Origin of the sequence: Limnohabitans sp. 103DPR2 (genome assembly GCF_001412575.1) — a bacterium.
Taxonomy (GTDB): domain Bacteria; phylum Pseudomonadota; class Gammaproteobacteria; order Burkholderiales; family Burkholderiaceae_C; genus Limnohabitans_A.
This window is the reverse complement of record NZ_CP011834.1, coordinates 1,751,031-1,773,451: the sequence shown is the minus strand read 5'-3', so window position 1 is coordinate 1,773,451 and position 22,421 is coordinate 1,751,031. Positions and strand designations below refer to the sequence as shown.

The 22,421-nt window shown below is 51.7% G+C and carries 18 protein-coding genes and 1 tRNA gene; 10 read left to right on the top strand and 9 right to left on the bottom strand.

Going from position 1 to position 22,421, the window contains the following annotated elements; translation table 11 throughout:
• Positions 1-90: 90 nt before the first annotated feature.
• From L103DPR2_RS08660 to L103DPR2_RS08650, 3 genes are all read right to left on the bottom strand, one after another.
• On the bottom strand, positions 91-1,257 hold the full coding sequence (locus L103DPR2_RS08660) for a branched-chain amino acid ABC transporter substrate-binding protein (RefSeq protein ID WP_055360724.1): 1,167 nt from the start codon (positions 1,255-1,257) through the stop codon (positions 91-93).
• Between the two features lie 121 nt (positions 1,258-1,378).
• Positions 1,379-1,822, bottom strand: a complete 444-nt coding sequence (locus L103DPR2_RS08655) for a DNA polymerase III subunit chi (RefSeq protein ID WP_055360723.1) — start codon at positions 1,820-1,822, stop codon at positions 1,379-1,381.
• A 17-nt stretch (positions 1,823-1,839) separates the two neighbouring features.
• The gene (locus tag L103DPR2_RS08650) at positions 1,840-3,309 is read right to left on the bottom strand and encodes a leucyl aminopeptidase (RefSeq protein WP_055360722.1); all 1,470 of its coding nucleotides are present in this window, start codon (positions 3,307-3,309) and stop codon (positions 1,840-1,842) included.
• A gap of 23 nt (positions 3,310-3,332) precedes the next feature.
• On the opposite strand from L103DPR2_RS08650, the gene lptF reads away from it, so the two are divergent.
• From lptF to L103DPR2_RS08625, 5 genes are all read left to right on the top strand, one after another.
• Positions 3,333-4,442, top strand: coding sequence for an LPS export ABC transporter permease LptF (gene lptF, locus L103DPR2_RS08645; protein ID WP_055360721.1), 1,110 nt, complete (start codon positions 3,333-3,335; stop codon positions 4,440-4,442).
• The gene (gene lptG / locus L103DPR2_RS08640) at positions 4,439-5,545 is read left to right on the top strand and encodes an LPS export ABC transporter permease LptG (RefSeq protein WP_055360720.1); all 1,107 of its coding nucleotides are present in this window, start codon (positions 4,439-4,441) and stop codon (positions 5,543-5,545) included. The genes lptF and lptG overlap by 4 nt, the downstream gene beginning before the upstream one ends.
• Before the next feature lie 21 nt (positions 5,546-5,566).
• Complete coding sequence (locus L103DPR2_RS08635; RefSeq protein WP_055360719.1) at positions 5,567-5,944, top strand: sirohydrochlorin chelatase; 378 nt, start codon at positions 5,567-5,569, stop codon at positions 5,942-5,944.
• Between the two features lie 71 nt (positions 5,945-6,015).
• Complete coding sequence (locus tag L103DPR2_RS08630; RefSeq protein ID WP_055360718.1) at positions 6,016-6,957, top strand: CysB family HTH-type transcriptional regulator; 942 nt, start codon at positions 6,016-6,018, stop codon at positions 6,955-6,957.
• Positions 6,958-6,967: 10 nt separating this feature from the next.
• Complete coding sequence (locus tag L103DPR2_RS08625) at positions 6,968-8,128, top strand: pyridoxal phosphate-dependent aminotransferase (protein WP_231717611.1); 1,161 nt, start codon at positions 6,968-6,970, stop codon at positions 8,126-8,128.
• Here L103DPR2_RS08625 and def read toward each other — a convergent pair.
• Genes def through smc form a run of 4 tightly spaced genes read right to left on the bottom strand, consistent with a single transcriptional unit; the run spans position 8,125 to position 15,430 of the window.
• Positions 8,125-8,664 carry a peptide deformylase gene (gene def, locus L103DPR2_RS08620; protein WP_055360716.1) on the bottom strand — a complete coding sequence of 180 codons (540 nt, stop codon included), beginning with the start codon at positions 8,662-8,664 and terminating at the stop codon, positions 8,125-8,127. The two genes, L103DPR2_RS08625 and def, sit on opposite strands and share 4 nt — an antisense overlap.
• Entirely contained in the window at positions 8,651-10,768 is a 2,118-nt protein-coding gene (gene ligA / locus L103DPR2_RS08615) for an NAD-dependent DNA ligase LigA (RefSeq protein ID WP_055360715.1), read from the bottom strand. Before ligA ends, def begins: the two co-directional genes overlap by 14 nt.
• 40 nt (positions 10,769-10,808) lie before the next feature.
• Positions 10,809-11,855, bottom strand: a complete 1,047-nt coding sequence (locus L103DPR2_RS08610) for a cell division protein ZipA C-terminal FtsZ-binding domain-containing protein (RefSeq protein ID WP_055360714.1) — start codon at positions 11,853-11,855, stop codon at positions 10,809-10,811.
• A 47-nt stretch (positions 11,856-11,902) separates the two neighbouring features.
• On the bottom strand, positions 11,903-15,430 hold the full coding sequence (smc, locus tag L103DPR2_RS08605) for a chromosome segregation protein SMC (RefSeq protein WP_055361947.1): 3,528 nt from the start codon (positions 15,428-15,430) through the stop codon (positions 11,903-11,905).
• A gap of 136 nt (positions 15,431-15,566) precedes the next feature.
• On the opposite strand from smc, the gene dapC reads away from it, so the two are divergent.
• Genes dapC through L103DPR2_RS08580 form a run of 5 tightly spaced genes read left to right on the top strand, consistent with a single transcriptional unit; the run spans position 15,567 to position 21,401 of the window.
• Positions 15,567-16,778, top strand: coding sequence for a succinyldiaminopimelate transaminase (gene dapC, locus L103DPR2_RS08600; protein WP_055360713.1), 1,212 nt, complete (start codon positions 15,567-15,569; stop codon positions 16,776-16,778).
• Complete coding sequence (gene dapE / locus L103DPR2_RS08595; protein ID WP_055360712.1) at positions 16,775-17,947, top strand: succinyl-diaminopimelate desuccinylase; 1,173 nt, start codon at positions 16,775-16,777, stop codon at positions 17,945-17,947. The genes dapC and dapE overlap by 4 nt, the downstream gene beginning before the upstream one ends.
• A gap of 12 nt (positions 17,948-17,959) precedes the next feature.
• A complete protein-coding gene (gene prmB, locus L103DPR2_RS08590) occupies positions 17,960-18,886 on the top strand; it encodes a 50S ribosomal protein L3 N(5)-glutamine methyltransferase (RefSeq protein ID WP_055360711.1) in 927 nt (308 codons plus the stop codon).
• Positions 18,883-19,419 carry a GNAT family N-acetyltransferase gene (locus L103DPR2_RS08585; RefSeq protein ID WP_055360710.1) on the top strand — a complete coding sequence of 179 codons (537 nt, stop codon included), beginning with the start codon at positions 18,883-18,885 and terminating at the stop codon, positions 19,417-19,419. The genes prmB and L103DPR2_RS08585 overlap by 4 nt, the downstream gene beginning before the upstream one ends.
• Positions 19,416-21,401: an ABC-F family ATP-binding cassette domain-containing protein gene (locus L103DPR2_RS08580; RefSeq protein WP_055360709.1), complete on the top strand. Its 1,986-nt coding sequence runs from the start codon at positions 19,416-19,418 to the stop codon at positions 21,399-21,401. The genes L103DPR2_RS08585 and L103DPR2_RS08580 overlap by 4 nt, the downstream gene beginning before the upstream one ends.
• Positions 21,402-21,507: 106 nt before the next feature.
• Here L103DPR2_RS08580 and L103DPR2_RS08575 read toward each other — a convergent pair.
• Positions 21,508-21,583: transfer RNA gene (locus tag L103DPR2_RS08575), tRNA-Lys, on the bottom strand.
• Between the two features lie 26 nt (positions 21,584-21,609).
• Entirely contained in the window at positions 21,610-22,413 is an 804-nt protein-coding gene (locus tag L103DPR2_RS08570) for a tRNA threonylcarbamoyladenosine dehydratase (RefSeq protein ID WP_082466878.1), read from the bottom strand.
• Between the last annotated feature and the right edge of the window lie 8 nt (positions 22,414-22,421).

The window sequence follows — 22,421 nt, the reverse complement described above, 5'->3', positions numbered from 1 at the left end:
AGATCCAACAAAAAAGCCCCGACAGTGTCGGGGCTTGATAGGTGCAAAAAGTGGGGCTTGAAGGCCCTACTTTTTTGAACCGGCTATGGCTTAACGAACCACAGCGATTTGTTCGCGCTTGCCGCCTTTGTAAGTGTACAAAGTCAAAGCGCCGTTTTTGATGTCGCCTTTTTCGTCAAATGCGATGTTGCCAGTGACACCTTTGTAGTTGATCGCTTTCAAAGCGGGCAAGTACTTGGCTGGATCGGAAGAACCGGCCGTCACCATGGCTTGTGCCATGACTTTCACAGCGTCATAAACGTAAGGTGCGTACACCTGCACGTCAGCGTTGAACTTGGCTTTGAAGTCAGCACGGAACTTGTCCATGCCAGCTTTTTGTTCGCCTTCAACACCACCGGCTTCAGCGCAGAAAACGTTTTCGTCGGACATGCCTTCTGCAGCCAATTTGGCCAATTCTGAAGTGCAGATGCCGTCGCCACCCATGAACTTGGCGTTGATGCCCAGTTGTTTCATTTGCTTGAGCATGGGGCCTGCAACAGCGTCCATGCCACCGAAGAACACGACGTCAGGCTTTTTGCCTTTGAGTGTGGTCAAAATGGCATTGAAGTCAGAAGCTTTGTCAGTTGTGAACTCGTGACCCACCAAGTTGCCACCAGCCGCCTTGACTGCTTTTTCGAATTCTTCTGCAACGCCTTGGCCGTAGGCAGTACGGTCGTCGATCACGGCAATGTTTTTGCCTTTGAGTGTTTCAACAGCGTACTTGCCCAATGTGCCACCCAAGTGCACGTCGTCAGCCACAACACGGAAAGCACCAGCGTAACCTTGGCGTGTGTACTTGGGGTTTGTAGCGGAGGGAGAAATTTGGGGAATGCCAGCTGCGTTGTACAACTGTGATGCAGGAATGGTGGTACCAGAATTGAGGTGACCGATCACGCCTTGAACTTTGGCATCGACCAATTTTTGAGCAGCTGCAGTACCTTGCTTAGGATCGGCTGCATCGTCTTCTGCCAGCAATTCAAATTTGACAGCTTTGTCGCCAATTTTGATGCCAGCTGCATTCAACTCTTCGATCGCCATTTTGGCGCCGTTTTCATTGTCTTTACCCAAGTGGGCAATGGCACCGCTGGTTGGGCCAACGTGACCGATTTTGATAACTTGAGCGTCATCGCCACCTTTTTTGCCACAGGCAACAAGTGTCAAAGCAACAGCGGCTACAGCAACAGCTGTCAGAGGGGTCTTAAGGGAAGACAAGTTCATTCAAAGCTCCGAAATTAAAGTGGATTTGCTTCAATCAAGCAAGCCGTAACAATACCGCAAAAATGGGGGCTGTCAAAGGGGCTTTTCATGGATAAAGGCGCTTTTTTGACAAAAACCAAGCTCAGACGGGCCCCCTGCTCGCCAAATCGTAACGATTGATTTGAAATCCAAGTTGGGTGTAGTGCTTCCAGCGCTGTCTTGCTGAGGCTTTGTCCTCATCGTCAGGGCCGACCACCTCAATCAATCGAGGCACTTGGTTCAAATCATGTGGGACAGAATGATTCAAATTTAAATAAACATCCAAGCCTTGCAAGCTCCGAAGTTGGACCCAATCTTCAGCCATGACAACAGTTGAACGATCAACACATTCGGGGGCTTCGCTGATCCAACAATGGGGCACAAAATCAGTTGGCCCCAGCTGCCACAAGTCTTGATTGAGACGCTGAATCTTTGCGGACTCACCCCAAACACCCACACGTTTTCCTTGGGCATTTGCTTTGCGCAACAAACGGCTGAGGTACAGCCATTTGTCGGGCGCATTGAAATGAAAGTCAACTTGCGTCATTTGCAAATCTCATTGATTTACTTGGCGCGCGCTTTGGTCTTGCCTGTGGTTTCTTGAGACAACACATAGTTCAGCAAGAGGCCAACTGGACGCCCTGTAGCGCCTTTGGCCGCGCCACCCTTCCACGCCGTTGCGGCAATGTCCAAGTGGGCCCAAGGATATTTTTGAGCAAAGCGGTGCAAAAATTTGGCACCAATGATGGCGCCACCGGGTCGACCACCCACATTGGCGACATCGGCAAAGTTGCTCTTCAAAGTCTCTGCATATTCGTCATCTAGAGGCATTCTCCAGCACAGGTCCATGGCGTCATCGCCAGCTTTTTGCAAAGCATCTGCCAGGGCATCTTCTGTGGCAAAGAGGCCAGATCGAACAGCGCCTAGCGCAATCACGCAGGCGCCCGTCAGAGTGGCAATGTCAATCACCGCCTTGGGTTTAAAGCGCTCTGCGTACGTTAAGGCGTCGCACAAAATAAGTCGCCCTTCAGCGTCTGTGTTCAAAATCTCGATGGTTTGACCGCTCATGCTGGTCACGACATCACCAGGCTTGATGGCTGTGCCATCGGGCATGTTTTCGCAGGCAGGAATGAGGCCAACCACATTGACCGCTGGTTTCAAAATACTGAGTGACTTGAATACGCCAAGTACGCTGGCTGCGCCGCCCATGTCAAACTTCATCTCATCCATTTCTGGCGCCGGCTTCAGTGAAATACCCCCTGTGTCAAAGGTAATGCCTTTGCCAACCAAGACGGTCGGCGCTTCGGTTTTGGCAGCGCCTTGGTATTTCAACACGATGAAACGCAGAGGTTCGGCCGAACCCTGAGCCACAGCCATGAAGGATCCCATGCCCAATTTGGCCACTTCCTTGGGGCCGAGGACTTCACAGGAGATATGACTCGCTTTGGCCAAAGTTTGTGCCGCCTTCGCTAGCAGTGTGGGGGTGGCGTGGTTGGCTGGCCGATTGGCCCATTCTTTTGCGAATTCGATGCCTTGCACCATGGCAATGCTTGTTGCAAAGGCATGCTGAAGCGTGGCATTGGCGCCCACAAGGCCCAAGTCAACTTGTTTTAAGTGACGCGCTACTGGATTCGATTTTGTGCTTGTGTAAACATAGGTTGAATCCGCCAAAGTCAGCACCGCGGATTGCAGGGCCTCTGCGGTCGTCGCTTCTGAAAAAACCATCACCGCATTGGCTGTTTTTGCTGTTTTGAGATGCGCAGCAACAGCCGCCACCGCTGTTTTTACGTCGGCCGCACGGGCTTCGCCTATTCCGACCATCAGAATCTTGGCGGCCTTCACGCCAGGTAACGCGTAGGCATTGAGCAGTTTCCCCGCCTCGGCTGACAGGTCCTTGGCCTTGATGGCTTTGCCAATCAAGTCAGAAAGAGGGTCTTTCCCTGCTTTAAAGTGCTTAGAAATGAGGACAATCAGGGTGTCCGTCGAAGATTTGGCAGCAGCTGCCAAGGAAAGTGTTTTTAATTCGAAGTTCATAATTGAGGTTTAGTAGCGCAGCAATGTTATTCCATTCTTCCATTCGAAAAGACTTGGCTCGAAGTTTTGGTGCCACGGTCGTGGTTTTGGCCACCATCGTGATGACCATTATTTTGATCCGAACGCTGGGTCAAGCTACGCGCGGGTCGGTCAATCCCTCAGAAGTCATGTTGGTGATGGGCTTGACAGTCATCGGTCATCTGACCACGATTTTGACGCTGAGTTTGTTCATTGCAGTGGTGTCTACCTTGTCTCGCATGTATGCAGACAGTGAAATGGTCATTTGGTTTTCGAGTGGCAGAGGCCTCGTTTCTTTTTCAAAGCCGCTGTTGAGATTTGCATGGCCTATCTTGTTGGCCATTGCTTTGTTAGCCTTGTTTGTCTGGCCCTGGAGCAACCAACAAATCCAAGACCTGAGAGATCGCTACGAACAACGCAATGACATCGAGCGCGTCGCACCCGGTCAATTTCAAGAATCCGCTGGTGGCAAGCGCGTATTTTTCATCGACAAGGACAGTCCTAACAATCAGACGGGGCGTCATGTTTTTGTTTCAAGCATTGAAGGTGCCATCGAAACCATCACCACGGCCCAGCAAGGTCAAATTGAATGGCATCAGGGCGAACGTTTTTTAAGCCTGCAGCAAGGCCAGCAAATGTTGCGCAATCATCAAACAGGTGAAGTACGCATCACCGAATTCAAAGATTACCAATTGTTGATCGACCCCACGTCCAAGTTGGTCAACACCGATGTTCAAAGCCGCATGATCAGCACCTTAGGATTGTTGAAAGCACCCACGGCCATCAACCTGGGTGAATTGTCCTGGCGCCTCGGATTGGCCTTTGCGGCTTTCAACCTGATGATCATGGGCTTGGCGGTGGCCAGCGTCAATCCTCGCGTTGGTAAAAGTTATCACCTGGCTGTGGCCTTGTTTTGTTTTGTGGGCTACTACAACATGGTCAATGTGGGCCAAAACTGGATCGCATCGGGCAGAACCACCCTGCCCGCCTTCATGCTGCTTCTCCATGGCGGTGCTTTTTTGCTCGCCATCAGCTGGCTCACAGTTCGCCATCTGAATTTGTCTTGGCGAAGTTTGTTCACGCTGGTCCAGCCGAAAACCAGGAGTACGGCATGAAAACCGTCCGTAAACTCATTCACAGCGAAATCATTCGCGCGGTCAGTTTTGTCGCTTTGGGCTTCTTGGCTTTGTTCGTCTTTTTTGATTTGGTAGACCAACTTCAAACCCTGAGCAAAAACAAGTTACAAGGCTATCAGCTGCAACATGCCTTGATGTATGTGGCCTTGCTGATTCCCAATCACTTGTATGAGTTGCTGCCTATCTCGGTCTTGATTGGCTCTATCTTTGTCATGGCGCGATTTGCGCAAAGTTCCGAGTTCACCATCCTTCGAACTGGGGGACTTGGACCTTGGCGGGCGCTGCAAACCTTGTTTCAACTGGGCCTGATTTTTGTCACAGTGACTTTTATTTTCGGGGATTACATTTCGCCTTGGTCCGATCGGCAAGCTCAACTTTTGAAGGCCAACTACCAAGGCCAAATCACGGTCGGTCAAACGGGCGCTTGGCTGCGTGAAAAACAGACTGATTCACAATTTGCTGTCAACGTTCGCGGCCTTAGCAGCACCGGACAGCCAGAGAACATTCGCATCAGCGAGTTTGACAACGATGGACGTTTGAAATCGATCACCTTGTCTCCTCGCGCTGAATTCACTGACGACGGTGCGTGGCTGCTCAAGCCTGTCGATCGACGTGTGTTCCACATGACCCGTGGCGATGAAGCGCGCATTGAGGTCATTCAATTGCCTGAATGGAAATGGCAAACCGAGATCACTTCAGAAATGATCAGTGCAGCGCTACTGAGTCCAGATCGCATGAAAACGATTGATCTGTTTCAGTACATGCGCCATTTGGCGGCCAATGGTCAAAGCGCACAAAAGTACGAAATTGAATTTTGGCGAAAAGTTTTCTACCCACTCAGCTGCTGGGTGATGTTGACCTTGGCTTTGCCATTTGCTTATTTGCACTTTCGCTCGGGCAACATTGCTGGCTATGTTTTTGGTGGCGTAATGGCAGGCATTAGTTTTTACCTCTTGAACAATGTCTTCGGTTTCATGGGCAATCTGCAAAACTGGCAACCTTGGCTCACAGCTGCGGCACCGGCCATGATTTACAGCATCATTTCTTTGGCCACTTTTGGGTGGTTGGTTCTCAGGCAGTAAGGCTGCGTTGATTGGCAATTCATGACAACACCATCCCAAGGCATTATTTTGTTTGCGCATGGCTCACGCGATGCCCTCTGGCGCTTACCCATTGAGGCCGTGGCTCAACGTATACAAACCGTGTCGTCCCAAACCGATGTCGCTTGCGCCTATCTGGAATTAACAGAGCCTGACTTGCCCACCACTGCGGCCATGATGATTGCGCGCGGCATTCAACACATCGTCATCGTTCCCATGTTTTTGGGGGTGGGAAGGCACGCCCGTGAAGACCTGCCCGTTTTGGTACAGCAACTCCAAAAAGATCACCCAGACGTTCAGTTTGAACTAAGGCGTGCCATTGGCGAGGAACCCCAGTTAACGCAGGCCATGGCCAACATTGCCTTGTCTTCCTTGCCCTGATTGAACCAGCAAAGCACGTCAGCTATAGATCTGTAAGGCATAATAAACCCATTCTTACAGGGTTTATTGATATGAACTTACATCAATTCCGATTTGTACAAGAAGCTGCACGGCGCAACCTCAACCTGACCGAGGCGGCCAAAGCGCTGCACACCTCACAACCAGGCGTCTCCAAAGCCATCATCGAGCTTGAACAAGAACTGGGCATCGATATTTTTGCCAGGCATGGCAAGCGACTCAAGCGGATCACAGAACCTGGCCAGCATGTGATGAAAAGCATTGAAGTCATCATGCGAGAAATCGGCAACCTGAAGCGCATCGGTGAGCAATACAGCGCGCAACACAACGGCACGCTGTCGATTGCCACAACGCACACGCAAGCCCGCTATGTCTTACCTGTGCCCGTTGCACGCCTGCGCGAACAATACCCTCAAGTCAACATCAGTTTGCACCAAGGATCACCCGATCAGGTCGCACGCATGTTGTTGGATGACACGGCAGAAATTGGCATGGCCACAGAATCATTGGCCGACTATGATGATTTGGTCACATTGCCCTGTTACGAGTGGCAACACATGTTGGTCTTGGCGCCCGACCATCCTTTGGCCAAGAAAAAACACCTGCATTTGGAAGACATTGCCAAAGAACCTTTGATCACTTACCACCCTTCATTCACAGGCCGCACACGCATTGACGCAGCGTTTGAAAGCAAAAAGTTGCATCCCAGAATTGCCCTGGAAGCCATTGATTCAGACGTGATCAAAACATATGTGCGATTGGGACTCGGCGTCGGCATCGTGGCTGAAATGGCTGTCAAAGACGATCCTGTCGGAGATTTGGTGGCGAGGCCTTTGGGCGACTTGTTAGGCAAAAATGTGGCGCGCGTGGCCTTCAAACGTGGCGCTTATTTGCGTAACTTTGTTTATCAGTTTGCCGAATTGTTGAGTGACCGATTGACGGCTGCTTTGGTTGCAAAAGCCATGACAGGCCATGTGAACGACTATGACATGTGAGGCAGCCATCATGACACCGCAAGTAACTTCCAAACATCCCAAGATGGGCACCACCATCTTCTCCGTCATGTCGGCCTTGGCGGCTGAAACTGGTGCTGTCAATTTAGGCCAAGGCTTTCCAGATTTTGAATGCGACCCCCACTTGGTCGATCAAGTGACGCAGGCGATGAAAGAAGGCCTGAACCAGTACCCGCCCATGCCGGGCGCGGCGCCCCTTAGAGAAGCAGTCTCCCAAAAAATTGAAGCCTTGTATGGTCGTCATTACGACCCTCAAAGCGAGATCACGGTCACCGCAGGTGCCACCCAAGCCATCCTAACGATCATGTTGGCTGTGGTTCATCCAGGTGATGAAGTCATTGTTTTAGAACCTTGCTATGACTGCTACGTACCTAACATTGAGATGGCAGGCGGCATAGTTGTACGTGTGCCGCTAACGCCTGGCACATTCAGGCCAGACTTCGTCAAAATTCAAGCAGCCATCACACCCAAGACCCGCGCCATTTTGATCAACTCACCGCATAACCCCAGCGGCATGGTCTGGCGTCACGAGGACATGCTCAAGCTTCAAGACATTTTGGCGCCCACCCAAGTGCTGTTGATCAGCGATGAGGTCTACGAACACATGGTGTACGCCCCATTGAAACATCACAGCGCTTCTAGTTATGCAGGTTTGGCGGCAAGGGCTTTTGTGGTGTCTAGCTTTGGCAAAACATACCATGTCACTGGCTGGAAAGTAGGCACAGTTGCAGCACCCGCATCATTGACCGCTGAGTTTCGCAAAGTGCATCAGTTCAATGTCTTCACAGTGAACACACCGGTTCAGCATGCACTGGCCAGGTACATGCAAAACCCAAGGCCTTACTTGGATCTTCCGCAGTTTTACCAACGCAAGCGCGATTTGTTCAGAGACGGACTGGCCAAGACGAACTTCAAGATGTTGCCTGGTGAAGGCACCTATTTCCAATGCGTCGACATCTCTGAACTGTCTGTACCGGAAAAGAATTTGGGAGAGTCCCAATTCTGTCAATGGCTAACGCGGGAAATTGGTGTGGCCGCCATTCCCATGTCGGCCTTCTATGGCGATGGCTTTGACCAAAACGTGATCCGGTTTTGTTTTGCCAAACAAGACAGTACTTTGCAGTCTGCGTTGGCACGTTTAGCAAAGCTTTAAGCCGATTTTTCAGGGGCCAACTCGGGGAACAAAACTGAATTGAATCCAAACTTAGAAAAATCACGAACGCGCTGAGGGTACAAAATACCCATCAAATGGTCACATTCATGTTGGACCACTTTGGCATGGAAGCCCTCAGCGGTTCGTTCAATGGCGTTGCCCAATTCATCAAAACCTGTGTAGCGAATACTTTGCCAGCGAGGCACCACAGCGCGCAAGCCAGGCACAGACAAACAACCTTCCCAATCGTTTTGCAACTCTTCACTCAATGGTGTGATGATGGGATTGATCAGCACGGTATAAGGTACTGGCGCAGCGTCAGGATAACGTGGGATGACTTGACCCGTGCCAAAAATAACCACTTGCACATCCCAACCGATTTGAGGTGCTGCCAAACCGGCGCCATGGGCCGCCAGCATGGTTTCTTTCATGTCTGCCAAACCTTGAATCAATTCGGGCGTGTTGAACTTTTCGATAGGTTGTGCAACTCGCTGCAAACGGGGATCGCCCATTTTTAATATTTCACGCACTGTCATCTTGATTTCCTTGAAGCAATTGAATCAAGCCCGCCTCATCCAAAACTGGAATGCCAAGGGCTACCGCTTTGTCTAATTTACTGCCGGCTTCTGCACCCGCCACCACATAACTGGTTTTTTGGCTAACGGAACCCGCAACTTTGGCACCCGCAGCTTCCAGCATTTCTTTGGCTGCATCACGGCTGAGGGTAGGCAAAGTTCCGGTCAATACCACCGTTTTACCCGACAAAATTTGCAACTGTCGTTCTGCTGGTGGCCCCTCATCCCAATGAACACCACATGCACGAAGTTGGGCCACGATTTCTTGATGGTGGGCTTGTGCAAAAAAAGTGATGACACTTTTGGCAACCACAGGGCCGACATCTGCAACTTGCAAAAGTGACTCTTCATCGGCATTCATGAAAGCATCCAGGGTACCGAAGTGCCTTGCAAATTCTTTGGCTGTCGCCTCACCGACGTGACGAATACCCAAGCCGTAAATGAAACGTGGCAGCGTCGTGGACTTTGAAGCTTCTAATGCCTTGAGTATGTTGAATGCTGACTTTTCAGCCATTCTATCGAGTTGAACCAAGGCGGTCAGACCCATCTTGTACAAATCAGGCAAGGTATTGACGATCCCTGCGTCGACCAATTGATCAATCAATTTTTCACCCAAGCCGTCCACCTCTACGGCGCGGCGCTGGGCGAAATGCAGGAAGGCCTGTTTTTGCTGAGCTTTGCAAAACAATCCACCATTGCAACGGTAGTCTGCTTCACCCTCATCCCTCAGTGCAGGACTGCCGCAAACGGGGCAAATTTTGGGCATGGTGAATACCAGCGCTTCGGGCTTGCGCTGGTCCAAGACCACGCTAACCACCTCAGGAATCACATCCCCCGCACGGCGAACAATGACCGTATCACCTATTCGCACATCTTTGCGACGGGCTTCATCTTCATTGTGCAAGGTTGCGTTGGTCACAGTGACACCACCCACAAACACGGGGGCCAATTTGGCGACGGGTGTTAACTTGCCAGTGCGTCCCACTTGGACATCAATGTCCAATACCTGTGTCATTTCTTCTTGGGCTGGGTACTTGTGTGCTACAGCCCATCTGGGCTCGCGCGTCACAAACCCCAACTGCGCTTGAAGCCCAAGAGAATTGACTTTGTAAACCACGCCATCAATGTCATAGGGCAAGGCATCTCTTTCAGCGGCAATTTGCGCATGAAATTCAATCAAACCTTCCGCGCCTTGAACGCAGCGCGTTTGTTCTGCGACAGGAAAGCCCCAGCGTTTTAGGCTTTGAAGCAATTCATAGTGCGTTTGAAAGGCTTGAAATGCTGACGAGCCCTCTTTAACCTCGCCCAAACCATACGCAAAAAAACTCAAAGGACGCTGTGCAGCGATGTTGGAGTCCAACTGGCGAACAGCCCCTGCAGCGGCATTGCGTGGATTGACAAAAGTTTTCTCCCCTTTGGCGCCTTCCGCAATTTTTTGACGCTGCCGCTCATTCAAGGACTCAAAGTCATCACGGCGCATGTAAACCTCGCCACGAACTTCCAAAACATCTGGAACGTCTGATGGCAGTTGCAAAGGTATTTGACCGATGGTTCGAATGTTGTGCGTCACATCTTCACCAAACTCACCATCACCGCGTGTGGCGGCTTGAACAAGCACACCATGCTCGTAACGCAAGCTCATGGCCAAGCCATCAAACTTCAATTCAGCAACATAGTCAACTGCAGGATCGGCATCGCTCAGGGCCAGTTCTTTCCGCACCCGTGTATCAAATGCAATGGCGCCGCTGGATTCGGTATCGGTCTCTGTGCGGATGCTCAACATCGGGACTTGATGTCGAACTGTCTGAAATTCTGGCAACACCGCGCCGCCGACGCGTTGAGTCGGTGAATCGGGTGTTCTCAGGTGGGGGTGCGCAGACTCTAAAGCTTGCAAAGCACGAAACAAACGATCGTATTCAGCATCAGGTACCTCGGGCGCATCGAGGGTGTAATAGCAATGCGCGTGATGGTGAAGCTGTCTTCTTAAGTTCGCTGCTTGCTCAGCGACATCCGCAGCAGGTGACGCTTTGCCATCGTTAGGATCTGAAAATAAATCTAGATTCACGGTCTAACCATGCCGAGTCTGAGGGGCAAAACGCAAACGCTTAGGAGAACAAGCGTCGTGCTTGAGGCGAACCTGCAGAAAGCTCTCGCTGATCGAGGGCGTCGTACAGTTGCTCCAAGTCGGCTGCAATGGCGTTCAAGTCATCGTCAGTTAATGCGTGTCCTGCACCGTCTGTGATCACGCCATCCATTTCGTTCCCCAAGATGCGGGCTGCTTCACGCAAGCGAGCAAACGCATGCTCATCACGAGGTACTTGTGGTACATCCAAGCTCAAAGTGAACTCACGAATGGCAGACAAGGCAGGGTCATCGGCCATGGCAGCCTGAGAATCAAAGGACAAAGACAAAATGGGTGGCAAGCCTTGTACAGGCGCAGCCAACACCATGCGGCCGGGAATAACGCCCGCCACAAAACCCCATCGCGCAGCATGCTGTTGAATGTAGCCAGGACTCCAAGCAGATGACGTTGCACAAATGGTGAAGCTCAGTTGTGCGTCATGCTCACTGGCAAATTGATCCAACTCGCGCCCACGTGCCACCTCTTCCAACATGTCTGGAAACTCAGGGGCACCATTGATAGCGTCGGCAAAAGCTTGGGCTTTGATGACGAATTCAGAAAATTCAATTTCGTTCAAGGGGCCCACGCGATTGGCCAATTGCACACCCGCTTGAAATGAGTGATATCGGCGGCCTGCAACAGGGGTCTCCCATTCACCACTGGTGTCACTCAGTCCTTCAACGGCAAATGGCTTTGTTCCGACACGGCGGGTAGCAGGCAAGGCTGCCAAGGCTGCATCGCCAGACACTGCCGCGTCGACTTCAATGGGAGCAATGACGTCGATCAGCGCATCCAAAGGTGGCTTTTTATCGGGAACAGGCAAAACATCCAAAGCATCGTCCAAGAAGCTGGGATCCTTGGGTCCAGCGGATGGATCTGGCTCGTGAATTTGAAGGCCAGGGTCTTGCGCGGCAGAATCTGGATCAGCTTGCCTCGGTGCATTTTGGCGTGCTGTCCAAAAGTTGTACAAAACAACTCCCACAAGTGTCAAACCACCGACCAAGGCCAAACTGTTTTGCAATGAGCTCATGTGTGATGTGCGTAAGTGAAGGTTGAAACAGGTGCGCTCATTTCAATTCAAGTGAGCTCGGCCATCGAAACCGCAGCTTCCATGTCCACAGCCACGATGCGAGATACACCCTGCTCTTGCATCGTGACGCCAATGAGTTGCTCTGCCATTTCCATTGCGATCTTGTTGTGGCTAATGAACAAGAACTGTGTTTCCTTGCCCATGCTTTTCACCAGTTTGGCATAGCGCTCGGTGTTGGTATCGTCGAGTGGCGCGTCCACCTCGTCGAGCAAACAGAAAGGTGCTGGATTGAGCTGGAAAATGGCAAACACCAAGGCAATGGCTGTGAGGGCTTTTTCGCCACCCGACAACAAGTGAATGGTTTGGTTCTTTTTGCCAGGCGGCTGAGCCATCACCTGAACACCCGAGTCCAAAATTTCGTCACCCGTCATCACCAAGCGCGCGTTACCGCCCCCAAACAATTCAGGGAACATGCGGCCAAAGTGCTCATTCACAATTTTGAAGGTACCACCCAACAAGTCGCGTGTTTCAGCATCAATCTTCTTGATCGCGTCTTCCAAGGTGGTCATGGCTTCCGTCAAGTCAGCCGTTTGCGCATCTAAGAAGACTTTGCGTTCGCGCGCCGCAGTCAACTCGTCCAAAGCCGCCAAGTTCACAGCACCCAAAGCCGCGATTTCTCGGTTTAAACGGTCAATCTCAGACTGAAGGCCCGTCAATCGAACATTGCCTTCTTCAATCGATTTGGCCAAGGCTTCAAGATCAGCCTCTGCATCGACCAGCAACTGCGTGTATTGCTCCAGACCTAAGCGAGAGGCTTGCTCTTTCAATTGCAACTCAGTGATGCGTTGTCGCAAGGGGTCCAGTTCGCGCTCAAAACTCATACGACGCTCATCGCTGGCGCGCAACCTGGCAGTCAGGTCGTCGTATTCACTGCGTTTTGCACCCAAGACCTGCTCGCGCTCCATCTTCATGGCGAGGGCATTTTGCAGACCTGCTTGTGCAGCTGCATCGGTCAGGCGAGACAGTTCATCTTTCGCACGTTCTTGTTCAGCCGCTATGGATTGGATTTGTTGTGCGGCTGTTTCAAGTCCACGTTGCAACTCTGAACGACGCGCATCCAAGCTGCGCTGTGAAAACGTGGCTTCTTGCGCCAAACGCTCCAAGGTCCGTTGTTGTTCGCGGCACTCTGACAATTTGCGTTCGGCTTCAATGACACGTTCGTCCAATTGGGCGTGACGCTCCTGGCTGTCGGCCAATTGCATGTCGAGTTCTTCAAATCGTCCTTCCGCGGTCATGCGGCGTTCTTGCAAATCTTCAAGGCTCAAGTCGACCTCGGCCAAGTCGCTGGCAATTTGATCACTGCGTGCACGGGTTTGCTCAGCCCACTGGGACAAGCGCAAAGTTTCAACTTGGAGTTCGTACGCTTTAGATTGGGCTTCAGAAGCCTCTTGACGCACAGACACCAAACGTTGTGACGCATCTGAGTAAGAGGCTTCTGCGCGGACAGAAGCCGATCTGGTTTCCTCCGCAATCAGTGTTTGTGCACGCAATTGTTTTTCGAAATTTTCAATGTCTTGCGCACGGGCTAACAGACCAGCTTGTTCAGAATCTGGTGCGTAAAAACTGACACTGTGTTTGCCAACCGCATGACCCGCCTGAACCACAAAGCATTCGCTGCCTTGCAGTTGATCGCGCCAAGCCATGGCATCTTCCAAAGAAGGCGCCGTGAAACAACCTTGCAACCAATCCGTTAACAGTGCAGACAAACCTGCATCGGAGAGGCGCAACAAATCAGACAAGGGTCGGCAGGCTGAGGGCAAGCCTTTGCGAGCCACAGTGGCAGTGCCATTGGGAGGCGCATAAAAAGACAGCTTGGCAGGTGGAGCGTCTGAAGCAAAGGCCTTGACCATGTCGAGGCGAGAAACCTCAAGGGAAGACAAACGCTCACGAAGCGCAGACTCCATGGCATTTTCCCAGCCGGGCTCCATGTGGATCTTGCTCCACAAACCTTGCAAATTGTCCAAGCCATGCTTGTTCAACCAGGGCTTGAGCTTGCCGTCGGTTTTTACCTTTTCTTGCAAGGATTTAAGCGCCTCGATCTTGGCAGACAGATCGGCCAACTTGGCAGACTCATCGTTGACTGCTTGCTGCTTGTCACGACGTTCTTGGTCCAAGCGCGGTGTTTGTTCTTCGAGTTCCTGCAAGCGTGCACTGGACTCTTTGGCCAATTCTTCGGCTTGTCCCAATTGCGCTTGCAAATTCAGCAAGCGCTGTTCGTCAGGGGCGTCCAAGGCATTGCGATCAGCAACCAAGCGCTCACGGCGCATGGTCAGTTGGCGGGTTTGGTCTTCAATGTTGCGTTGATCTGCGGCCAACACTTGAATTTGCTGCTGGACTTGAACCACACTGCTGCGCTGTTCGTTGGCTTTGGCTTGCGCTTGGCGCAGAGCTTCTTCCAAATCTGGCAAGGCTTGGGCTTGCTCTTCGACTTGAGCGGCCAAAGTGAGGGTTTGATCTTCGGCTTGGAGGGCTTGCTCTGCCAAAGACTCCAACTCGGCTTGGGCTTGAACTTGACGGTCTGACCAATCGGCCGTTTGTTCTTGCAATTGCGCCATTCGCTGTTCAGCGCGCTGACGACCTTCCACCACAAATCGAATTTCGGCTTCCAAACGGCCGACTTCTGCGCTGGCCTCGTACAGCAAACCTTGAGCTTGATTGACTTGATCACCTGCGGCGTAATGCGCTTGACGAACTGTTTCCAGATCGGCTTCAACGTGCCGCAAATCGGCAATGCGGGCTTCTAAGTCAATGACAGCTTTGTCAACGTCGGCCTTGATTTTGACTTGATCAGATTCGGCATCTGCACGTTTGAAATACCACAGCTGCTGTTGCTTTAATGTGCTGTCGGACTTCAAGTCATTGAAGCGCTGCGCAACTTCAGCTTGCTTTTCCAACTTCTCAAGGTTGGCGTTGAGCTCCCGCAAGATGTCTTCAACACGCGTTAAATTCTCGCGCGTGTCAGACAATCGATTTTCAGTTTCGCGTCGACGCTCTTTGTATTTGGACACGCCAGCAGCCTCTTCCAAAAAGAGGCGCAACTCTTCAGGGCGAGACTCAATGATTCGGCTGATCGTGCCTTGGCCGATGATGGCGTAGGCGCGGGGTCCCAAGCCTGTCCCCAAAAACACGTCTTGAACGTCGCGGCGTCGAACAGGCTGGTTGTTGATGTAGTAACTGCTGTTGCCATCGCGCGTCAGCACACGTTTCACTGCAATTTCTGCAAACTGGCCCCACTGACCACCCGCACGGTGATCTGCATTGTCAAAGACCAACTCCACGCTGGCGCGGCTGGCTGCTTTACGGGTATTGGTGCCATTGAAGATCACGTCTTGCATGGACTCGCCACGCAACTCAGACGCTTTGGACTCGCCCAAAACCCAGCGGCATGCGTCCATGATGTTGGATTTGCCGCAACCATTAGGGCCAACAACTCCCACCAATTGGCCAGGCAGCACAAAATTGGTGGGTTCTGCGAAGGATTTGAATCCTGATAATTTGATGGAATTAAGGCGCACAGCAGTCAGAAAATGGGTCAAAAGGCACACCTTGTGCCTCAAGCCTCCATGTTAACCGACCCGAACCAAGGATCTGACGCAGATTTCCCCTCAAATTGGGGAGAAATTGACCACAACTATCCCGGATAATTGAGGAATGAATCCATTATTGGCCACCCTTCAGCCCTACCCCTTCGAGCGCCTCCGTCAGTTGTTTGCCGGTGTCACCCCCCCAACCAACCGCAGCCCCATCAGTTTGGGCATTGGTGAGCCCAAACATGCAACGCCCGAATTCATCAAAACAGCCCTGATTCAGTCCCTTGATACCGCCCTGTCTGGCTATCCCGCCACCTTGGGTGAGTTGCGCATGCGTGAAGCCTGTGCCCAATGGCTCAAGCGTCGTTATGCCATTGAAGTCAACCCAGCCACTCAAATTTTGCCGGTCAATGGCTCGCGAGAAGCCTTGTTTGCGTTGGCGCAAGCCGTGCTAGACCCCACCAAGCCGGGCGCGAAGGTGATCAGCCCCAACCCCTTCTACCAAATCTACGAAGGCGCGACGCTTTTAGGTGGTGCTGAACCGTTTTACGTGGCCAATGCGCCAGAAACCGACTTTTCAGCCAATTGGGACGCCGTGCCCGATGCCATTTGGGCCCAAACCCAGCTGGTCTTTGTTTGCTCCCCGGGCAACCCCACAGGCAAGGTCATGCCGCTGGCAGAGTGGAAAAAACTGTTCGAGTTGAGCGAAAAATATGGCTTCGTCATTGCCTCCGACGAGTGCTACAGCGAAATCTATTTCCGTGATGAGCCGCCATTGGGTGGCTTGGAAGCTGCCAGCCAGTTGGGTTACAAAGAGTTCAAACGTCTGATTTCATTCACCAGCCTGTCCAAGCGCAGCAATGTGCCTGGCCTGCGAAGTGGATTTGTGGCAGGTGACGCAGCCATCATCAAAGACTTTTTGCTTTACCGCACTTACCACGGCTGCGCCATGAGTGGCGTGGTTCAAGCTGCCAGTGTGGCTGCTTGGAATGATGAAGCCCATGTGGTGGAGAACCGGAACATGTATCGCACCAAGTTTGCCCAAGTCACCCCGGTCTTGGCTGAGGTGATGGACGTTCAATTGCCCGACGCCAGTTTTTATTTATGGGCAGGTGTGCCATCTGCTTGGAACAACAGCGATACTGACTTTGCACGTGAACTCTATGCAGCAGAAAACGTCACTGTTTTACCCGGCAGCTACATTGGCAGAACTGCCAACGGCCTGAATCCCGGACAGGGACGTGTTCGCATGGCCCTGGTTGCTGAAACCGAAGAGTGCTTGGAAGCCGCCCACCGCATCGCACGCTTCATTCGCGCGGGGCGAACAGCATGAGCGCCACTTTGCGATTGGCAGAGCAATTGATTGCACTGCCCTCCGTCACACCAGAAGACGGCGGCTGCATTCCATTGATCAATTCACACCTTGAGCCTCTGGGTTTCAAATGCGAAGTGATCGATTTGGGTCCCGAGAATTTCCGCGTCAGAAACTTATGGGCCAAAAAAGCCGGTTCGTCGGGTCACACATTGGCCTTTGCGGGTCATACCGATGTGGTGCCTACTGGCCCACTGCAAAAGTGGACCAGCGACCCCTTCACCCCTACGCACCGCGATGGCAAATTATTTGGTCGTGGCGCCAGTGACATGAAAACCTCATTGGCTGCCATGGTGGTGGCCACACAAGAGTTTTACCAAGAATGCCCAGAACCTGCTTTGGGCATTGCATTCCTCCTGACCAGTGATGAAGAAGGCCCAGCGCTGGATGGCACTGTGCGCATTTGCGACATGTTGCAGCAGCGCCATGAAACGCCAGACTTTTGCATTGTGGGTGAACCCACTTCGGTCAACCAATCTGGCGACATGATCAAGAACGGGCGCCGCGGATCTCTCAGTGGCAAACTGATCGTCAAAGGCATTCAAGGTCACATTGCTTACCCGCAGTTGGCAGACAATCCCGTTCACCGTGCAGCACCCGCTTTGGCTGAATTGGCCAGCATGGTGTGGGATGAAGGGAACGAATTTTTTCCACCCACCAGCTGGCAAATCAGCAACGTACAAGCCGGCACTGGTGCCACCAATGTCATCCCGGGCGAAATGGTGATTGATTTCAATTTCCGCTTTTGTACCGAATCAACAGAGGCCACTTTGAAACAACGACTCACAGATGTCTTGATCAAGCATCAGTTGAAGTTTGAGATTGAGTGGACATTGGGCGGGCTGCCATTTCTCACCACACCAGGCACCTTGGTCAAAGCCGTACAAGAAGCCATTCTCGAGGTGACAGGTTTGAACACAGAGTTGTCCACAACGGGCGGCACCAGTGATGGCCGGTTCATTGCGCAAACCTGTCCTCAAGTGATTGAATTAGGCCCCCCCAATGCCACCATTCACAAGATTGACGAGCACGTGGCATTGGCTGACATTGAGCCTCTGAAAAACATTTACAAAAAAGTATTGCTGAACTTGAATCAGGCTTGCGCACGCCAACATGGCAAGACACCTTAAAACACGCACGTCATGGATTTAAAACAACTCATCCAAAACAGTGCCCAGCAATTAGAACAAGCCAAAGTGGCTTATGGTCACGGCACCTTGAATGCACAAGATGAAGCCACTTGGCTTGTGTTGTGGCAACTCCAATTGCCCTTAGACCTGGACTTTTCAGACGATACACAAGAACTACAACAGCAAGTTGGCGCATTGAACCCCTCCCTCCATGTTCAAGACATTTCACAAGCGCATATTGCAGCTTGCCAAGCCCTCATTGAACAACGCATTCAAACACGCAAACCAGCGGCCTACCTCACCCGAGAAGCTTGGCTTCAAGGCATTCCTTTTTATGTGGATGAACGCAGCATTGTGCCGCGCAGTTTCATTGCAGAGCTGATTGCCGATGGCGCGTTTGATGGTTGGCTTTCGGAAAACTCGCATTCTTTTTTGGACCTCTGCACTGGCAACGGCAGCTTGGCCGTGTTGTGTGCCATGGCTTATCCAGATATTCAAGTCACTGGCGCTGACATTTCGTCAGAGGCATTGGCAGTGGCCAAAATCAATGTCGAAAAACACCAACTGACTCAACGCATTCAACTCATCGAGAGCGATGGCCTCAAAGGGCTCCAGCAAAAATTCGATTGCATCATTTGCAACCCGCCTTATGTTTGCGAAGCCAGCATGCAGGCTTTGCCTGACGAATACAAAGCAGAGCCACTGTTGGCATTGGCTGGTGGCTCTGACGGCATGGACTTTATTCGGCAGTTGCTGCAAGACTTGCCTCATCGCATGAACGACAAAGCCATCTTGGTTCTTGAAATCGGCAATGAAAGAGAACACTTCGAAACCGCATTTCCAAGACTTGAAGCCGTTTGGCTTGAGACGAGTGCCGGCGAAGACCAAGTCTTACTGCTGACCAAAGAAGCGATTGAAAAAGTATCCCCTTTGTCATGAGCGCGCAGTTAGACCCCTCTCATTTGTCGACACGCCTCATTGAATCAACGCAAGATTGGCAACAATTCGACAAGCTCTTGAGAACCTATGCTGCGACCGATTTGGACCAACCCCACCTCAGCAGCATTTGGAAGGACCTCGATGATCTACCAGCACGTTATGGCCCGCCGCATGGCGCAGCCTTCCTGCTGATCGCTCAGAGCAATACAGATCTGGAGGCAGAGGTCATTGGCTGCGGCGCACTCGCATCCACAAAAATGCAAGGTGCATGCGAAATCAAACGACTCTTCATTCAGCCAGCATTTCGGGGCCAAGGCGGCTCCAAGGTCTTAATTCGAGACCTTTTAGAAAAAGCCCAAGCCGAAGGCTATGATCAAGCGGTTCTCAGTACATGGCAAAGCAATTCAACGGGTTTGGCCCTGTACCAAGCTTTAGGCTTCTTGCCAGTCCCTTCTTTTAAATCACACCCTAATTCAGAATTGATCTTTCTCGGCCGCTCTTTGCGAGCAACCGACGCTCATACTTCTCCATGATTCAACTGAAAAATGTCACGCTGCGCCGTAGCGCCAAAGTGTTGCTCGATGCTGCCTCGGTCACCATCAATCCTGGTGAAAAAGTAGGCTTGGTCGGCCGCAATGGCGCAGGCAAGTCCACGCTATTTGCCCTCTTTAACGGCACCCTGCACGAGGACGGTGGCGACTTCTCCATGCCCAAGCAATGGCGATTGGCGCAAGTTGCTCAAAACATGCCAGAGACAGATGAAAGCGCAACGGATTTTGTTCTGGGTGGCGACACACGATTGGCCGAATTGCGAGCTGCGCTGCATGCAGCCGAACTTTCTGAGGATGGCATGGCCATGGCCCATGCGCACGTTGACCTGGCAGATGCTGGAGAGCACGATGCCGTGCCCAGAGCACAGTCATTGATCTTAGGTCTCGGTTTTCGATCGGCCGAATTGAACCAGGCCGTCAACAGTTTCTCTGGTGGCTGGCGCATGCGTCTGCAATTGGCCCGCGCTTTGATGTGCCCTTCTGACTTGCTGATTCTGGATGAACCCACCAACCACTTAGACTTAGATGCCTTGGTTTGGCTAGAAGCATGGCTAAAGCGGTACACAGGCACCATGATTGTGATCAGCCACGACAGAGAGTTTTTAGATGCGGTCACCGATGTCACCCTGCACATTGAACACGCTAAGTTAAATCGATACGGTGGTAACTACAGTGCCTTTGAAACACTGCGGTCTCAACAACTTGAACTTCAGCAAGCCTCATTTGCCAAGCAACAAGACAAGATTGCACATTTGCAAAAGTTCATTGACCGCTTCAAGGCCAAGGCCAGCAAAGCCAAGCAAGCACAGAGTCGCGTCAAAGCGCTTGAGCGCATGGAGAAAATTGCGCCGGTCTTGGCAGATGCAGATTTCACCTTTGAATTCAAAGAACCTCAAAACTTGCCCAACCCCATGCTGGCCATTTCAGATGCCAACTTGGGTTATTCGGTAGAGGGCCAAGACAAAGTCATTGTCAAACAAGTCAACAAGTCGGTGCTCGCTGGACAGCGTATCGGCATTTTGGGTGCCAACGGTCAGGGCAAGTCAACCTTGGTCAAAACCATTGCGCGAAGCATCAAGGCGCTGTCAGGCGAATTGACCGAAGGAAAAGGTTTGAACATCGGCTATTTTGCACAGCAAGAATTAGACGTCTTGCACCCAGCCGACAATCCGCTAGAGCACATGATCCGCTTGGTCAAAGAGCTGGGCAGCATTCCGGGTCAATCCTCACGTGAGCAAGACTTGCGTAATTTCTTGGGCACGTTCAACTTCACCGGCGACATGGTGAAGCAAAGTGTTGGCTCAATGAGCGGCGGTGAAAAAGCGCGTTTGGTTTTGGCCATGATTGTGTGGCAGCGTCCCAACTTACTCCTACTGGACGAACCAACCAACCACTTGGATTTGGCAACGCGCGAAGCTCTGTCCATGGCGCTCAATGAGTTTGAAGGCACGGTGATGCTGGTCAGTCACGACCGTGCCCTGCTACGCGCTGTGTGTGATGAGTTCTGGTTGGTGGGTCGAGGCGAAATCAAACCCTTTGACGGTGATCTTGATGATTACCAACGTTACTTGCTTGAAGAGTCTAAGCGTCTGCGCGAAGAAGCCAAGGCCAATGATGCAGCAGCTTTGTGGGTACCGGTTGCGCCCATCGAAGTGGCCGTCAAACCAACTGCGCCTTTTCAAAACAGAACAGCAGAGCAAAAAAAAGAGGATGCCTTGCTGCGTCAGCAGCGATCAGCACTGACCAAACCTCTGAAAAAATCCATTGAAAAAGCGGACGCTGAATTGATTCGACTTCAGACAGAAAAAACTGCGCTGGAAGAGAAATTAACGCAAGCCTTGTCACCAGCGGACATTGCCGAAACTGGCAAGCAATTGAAGACGGTCAACAATTCGTTGGAAGCCTTGGAGGCACAGTGGTTGGCATGGTCCGAAGAGCTTGAAAAACTCGAACAAAGCACATAAAGCCCTCACTTGCAAGGTGCATTGCGAGGTGCAAAAATACCTTGACCCAAGAAAAAACCCCACAAAGCGAAAGCCTTGCGGGGTTTTTGAAATGGACATGAGTTATTGGTGGGTCGGGCGAGATTCGAACTCGCGACCAACGGATTAAAAGTCCGCTGCTCTACCGACTGAGCTACCGACCCCCCTACTCAAGCCTTAAATTATAGCGTCATTTTTTGGTTTTTTCAAACCCTGTTGCAAGAAAATTCAATATCAATGATGCTGCCACCATGCCAAAGCTAGCAGTAACCGTGACAACGGATCCGTAGCCATGACAATTCAAGCTGCCATCGCCTTCGATGTTGCATGAGGCATCAGGTGGCGCCACATTTTCTCGACTGAAAACACAATGGACCCCCATCTTTTTGCCATCCTTGGGCGCACCTTTTTCTTTGCGCAGACGGTAGCGCAATTGGGCCAACAAAGGATCGTGCGTGACCAACGATAGATCGCCCTGCTCTACACGATGAGCCTCTCGCTTGCCGCCTGCAGCCCCTAGAGTTACCAAAAACTTCTTGTGTCGAATGGCCCAGTCGGCCATGGTCACTTTGGCTTTCACTTGGTCACATGCATCGACAACAGCCATGATGGGTGATTGACAAGAGGGATCGGATTGAACTTGGTGCAAAATTTCAATCCAATTCTCAGGTGAAACAAAATCGTCCACCACATGAACACAACATTCAGGGTTGATTTGGGCAATGCGTGCCTTCATGGCCAAGACCTTGGCTTGGCCTACGCTGGATTCAAGTGCGTGAATCTGCCGATTGATGTTGGACTCTGCAATGTGGTCCATGTCCACCAAGGTCAACTCGGTTACACCACTTCTGGCCAAGGATTCTGCAACCCAGGAGCCAACCCCGCCAATGCCCACCACCATGACATGTGATTGCGCAACCCTGGCTGCGCCGCCAACACCATAAAGTCGGGTCATTCCGCCAAAGCGACGGTCATTGAGAGAGGCTTGCGTCATGAAATCTT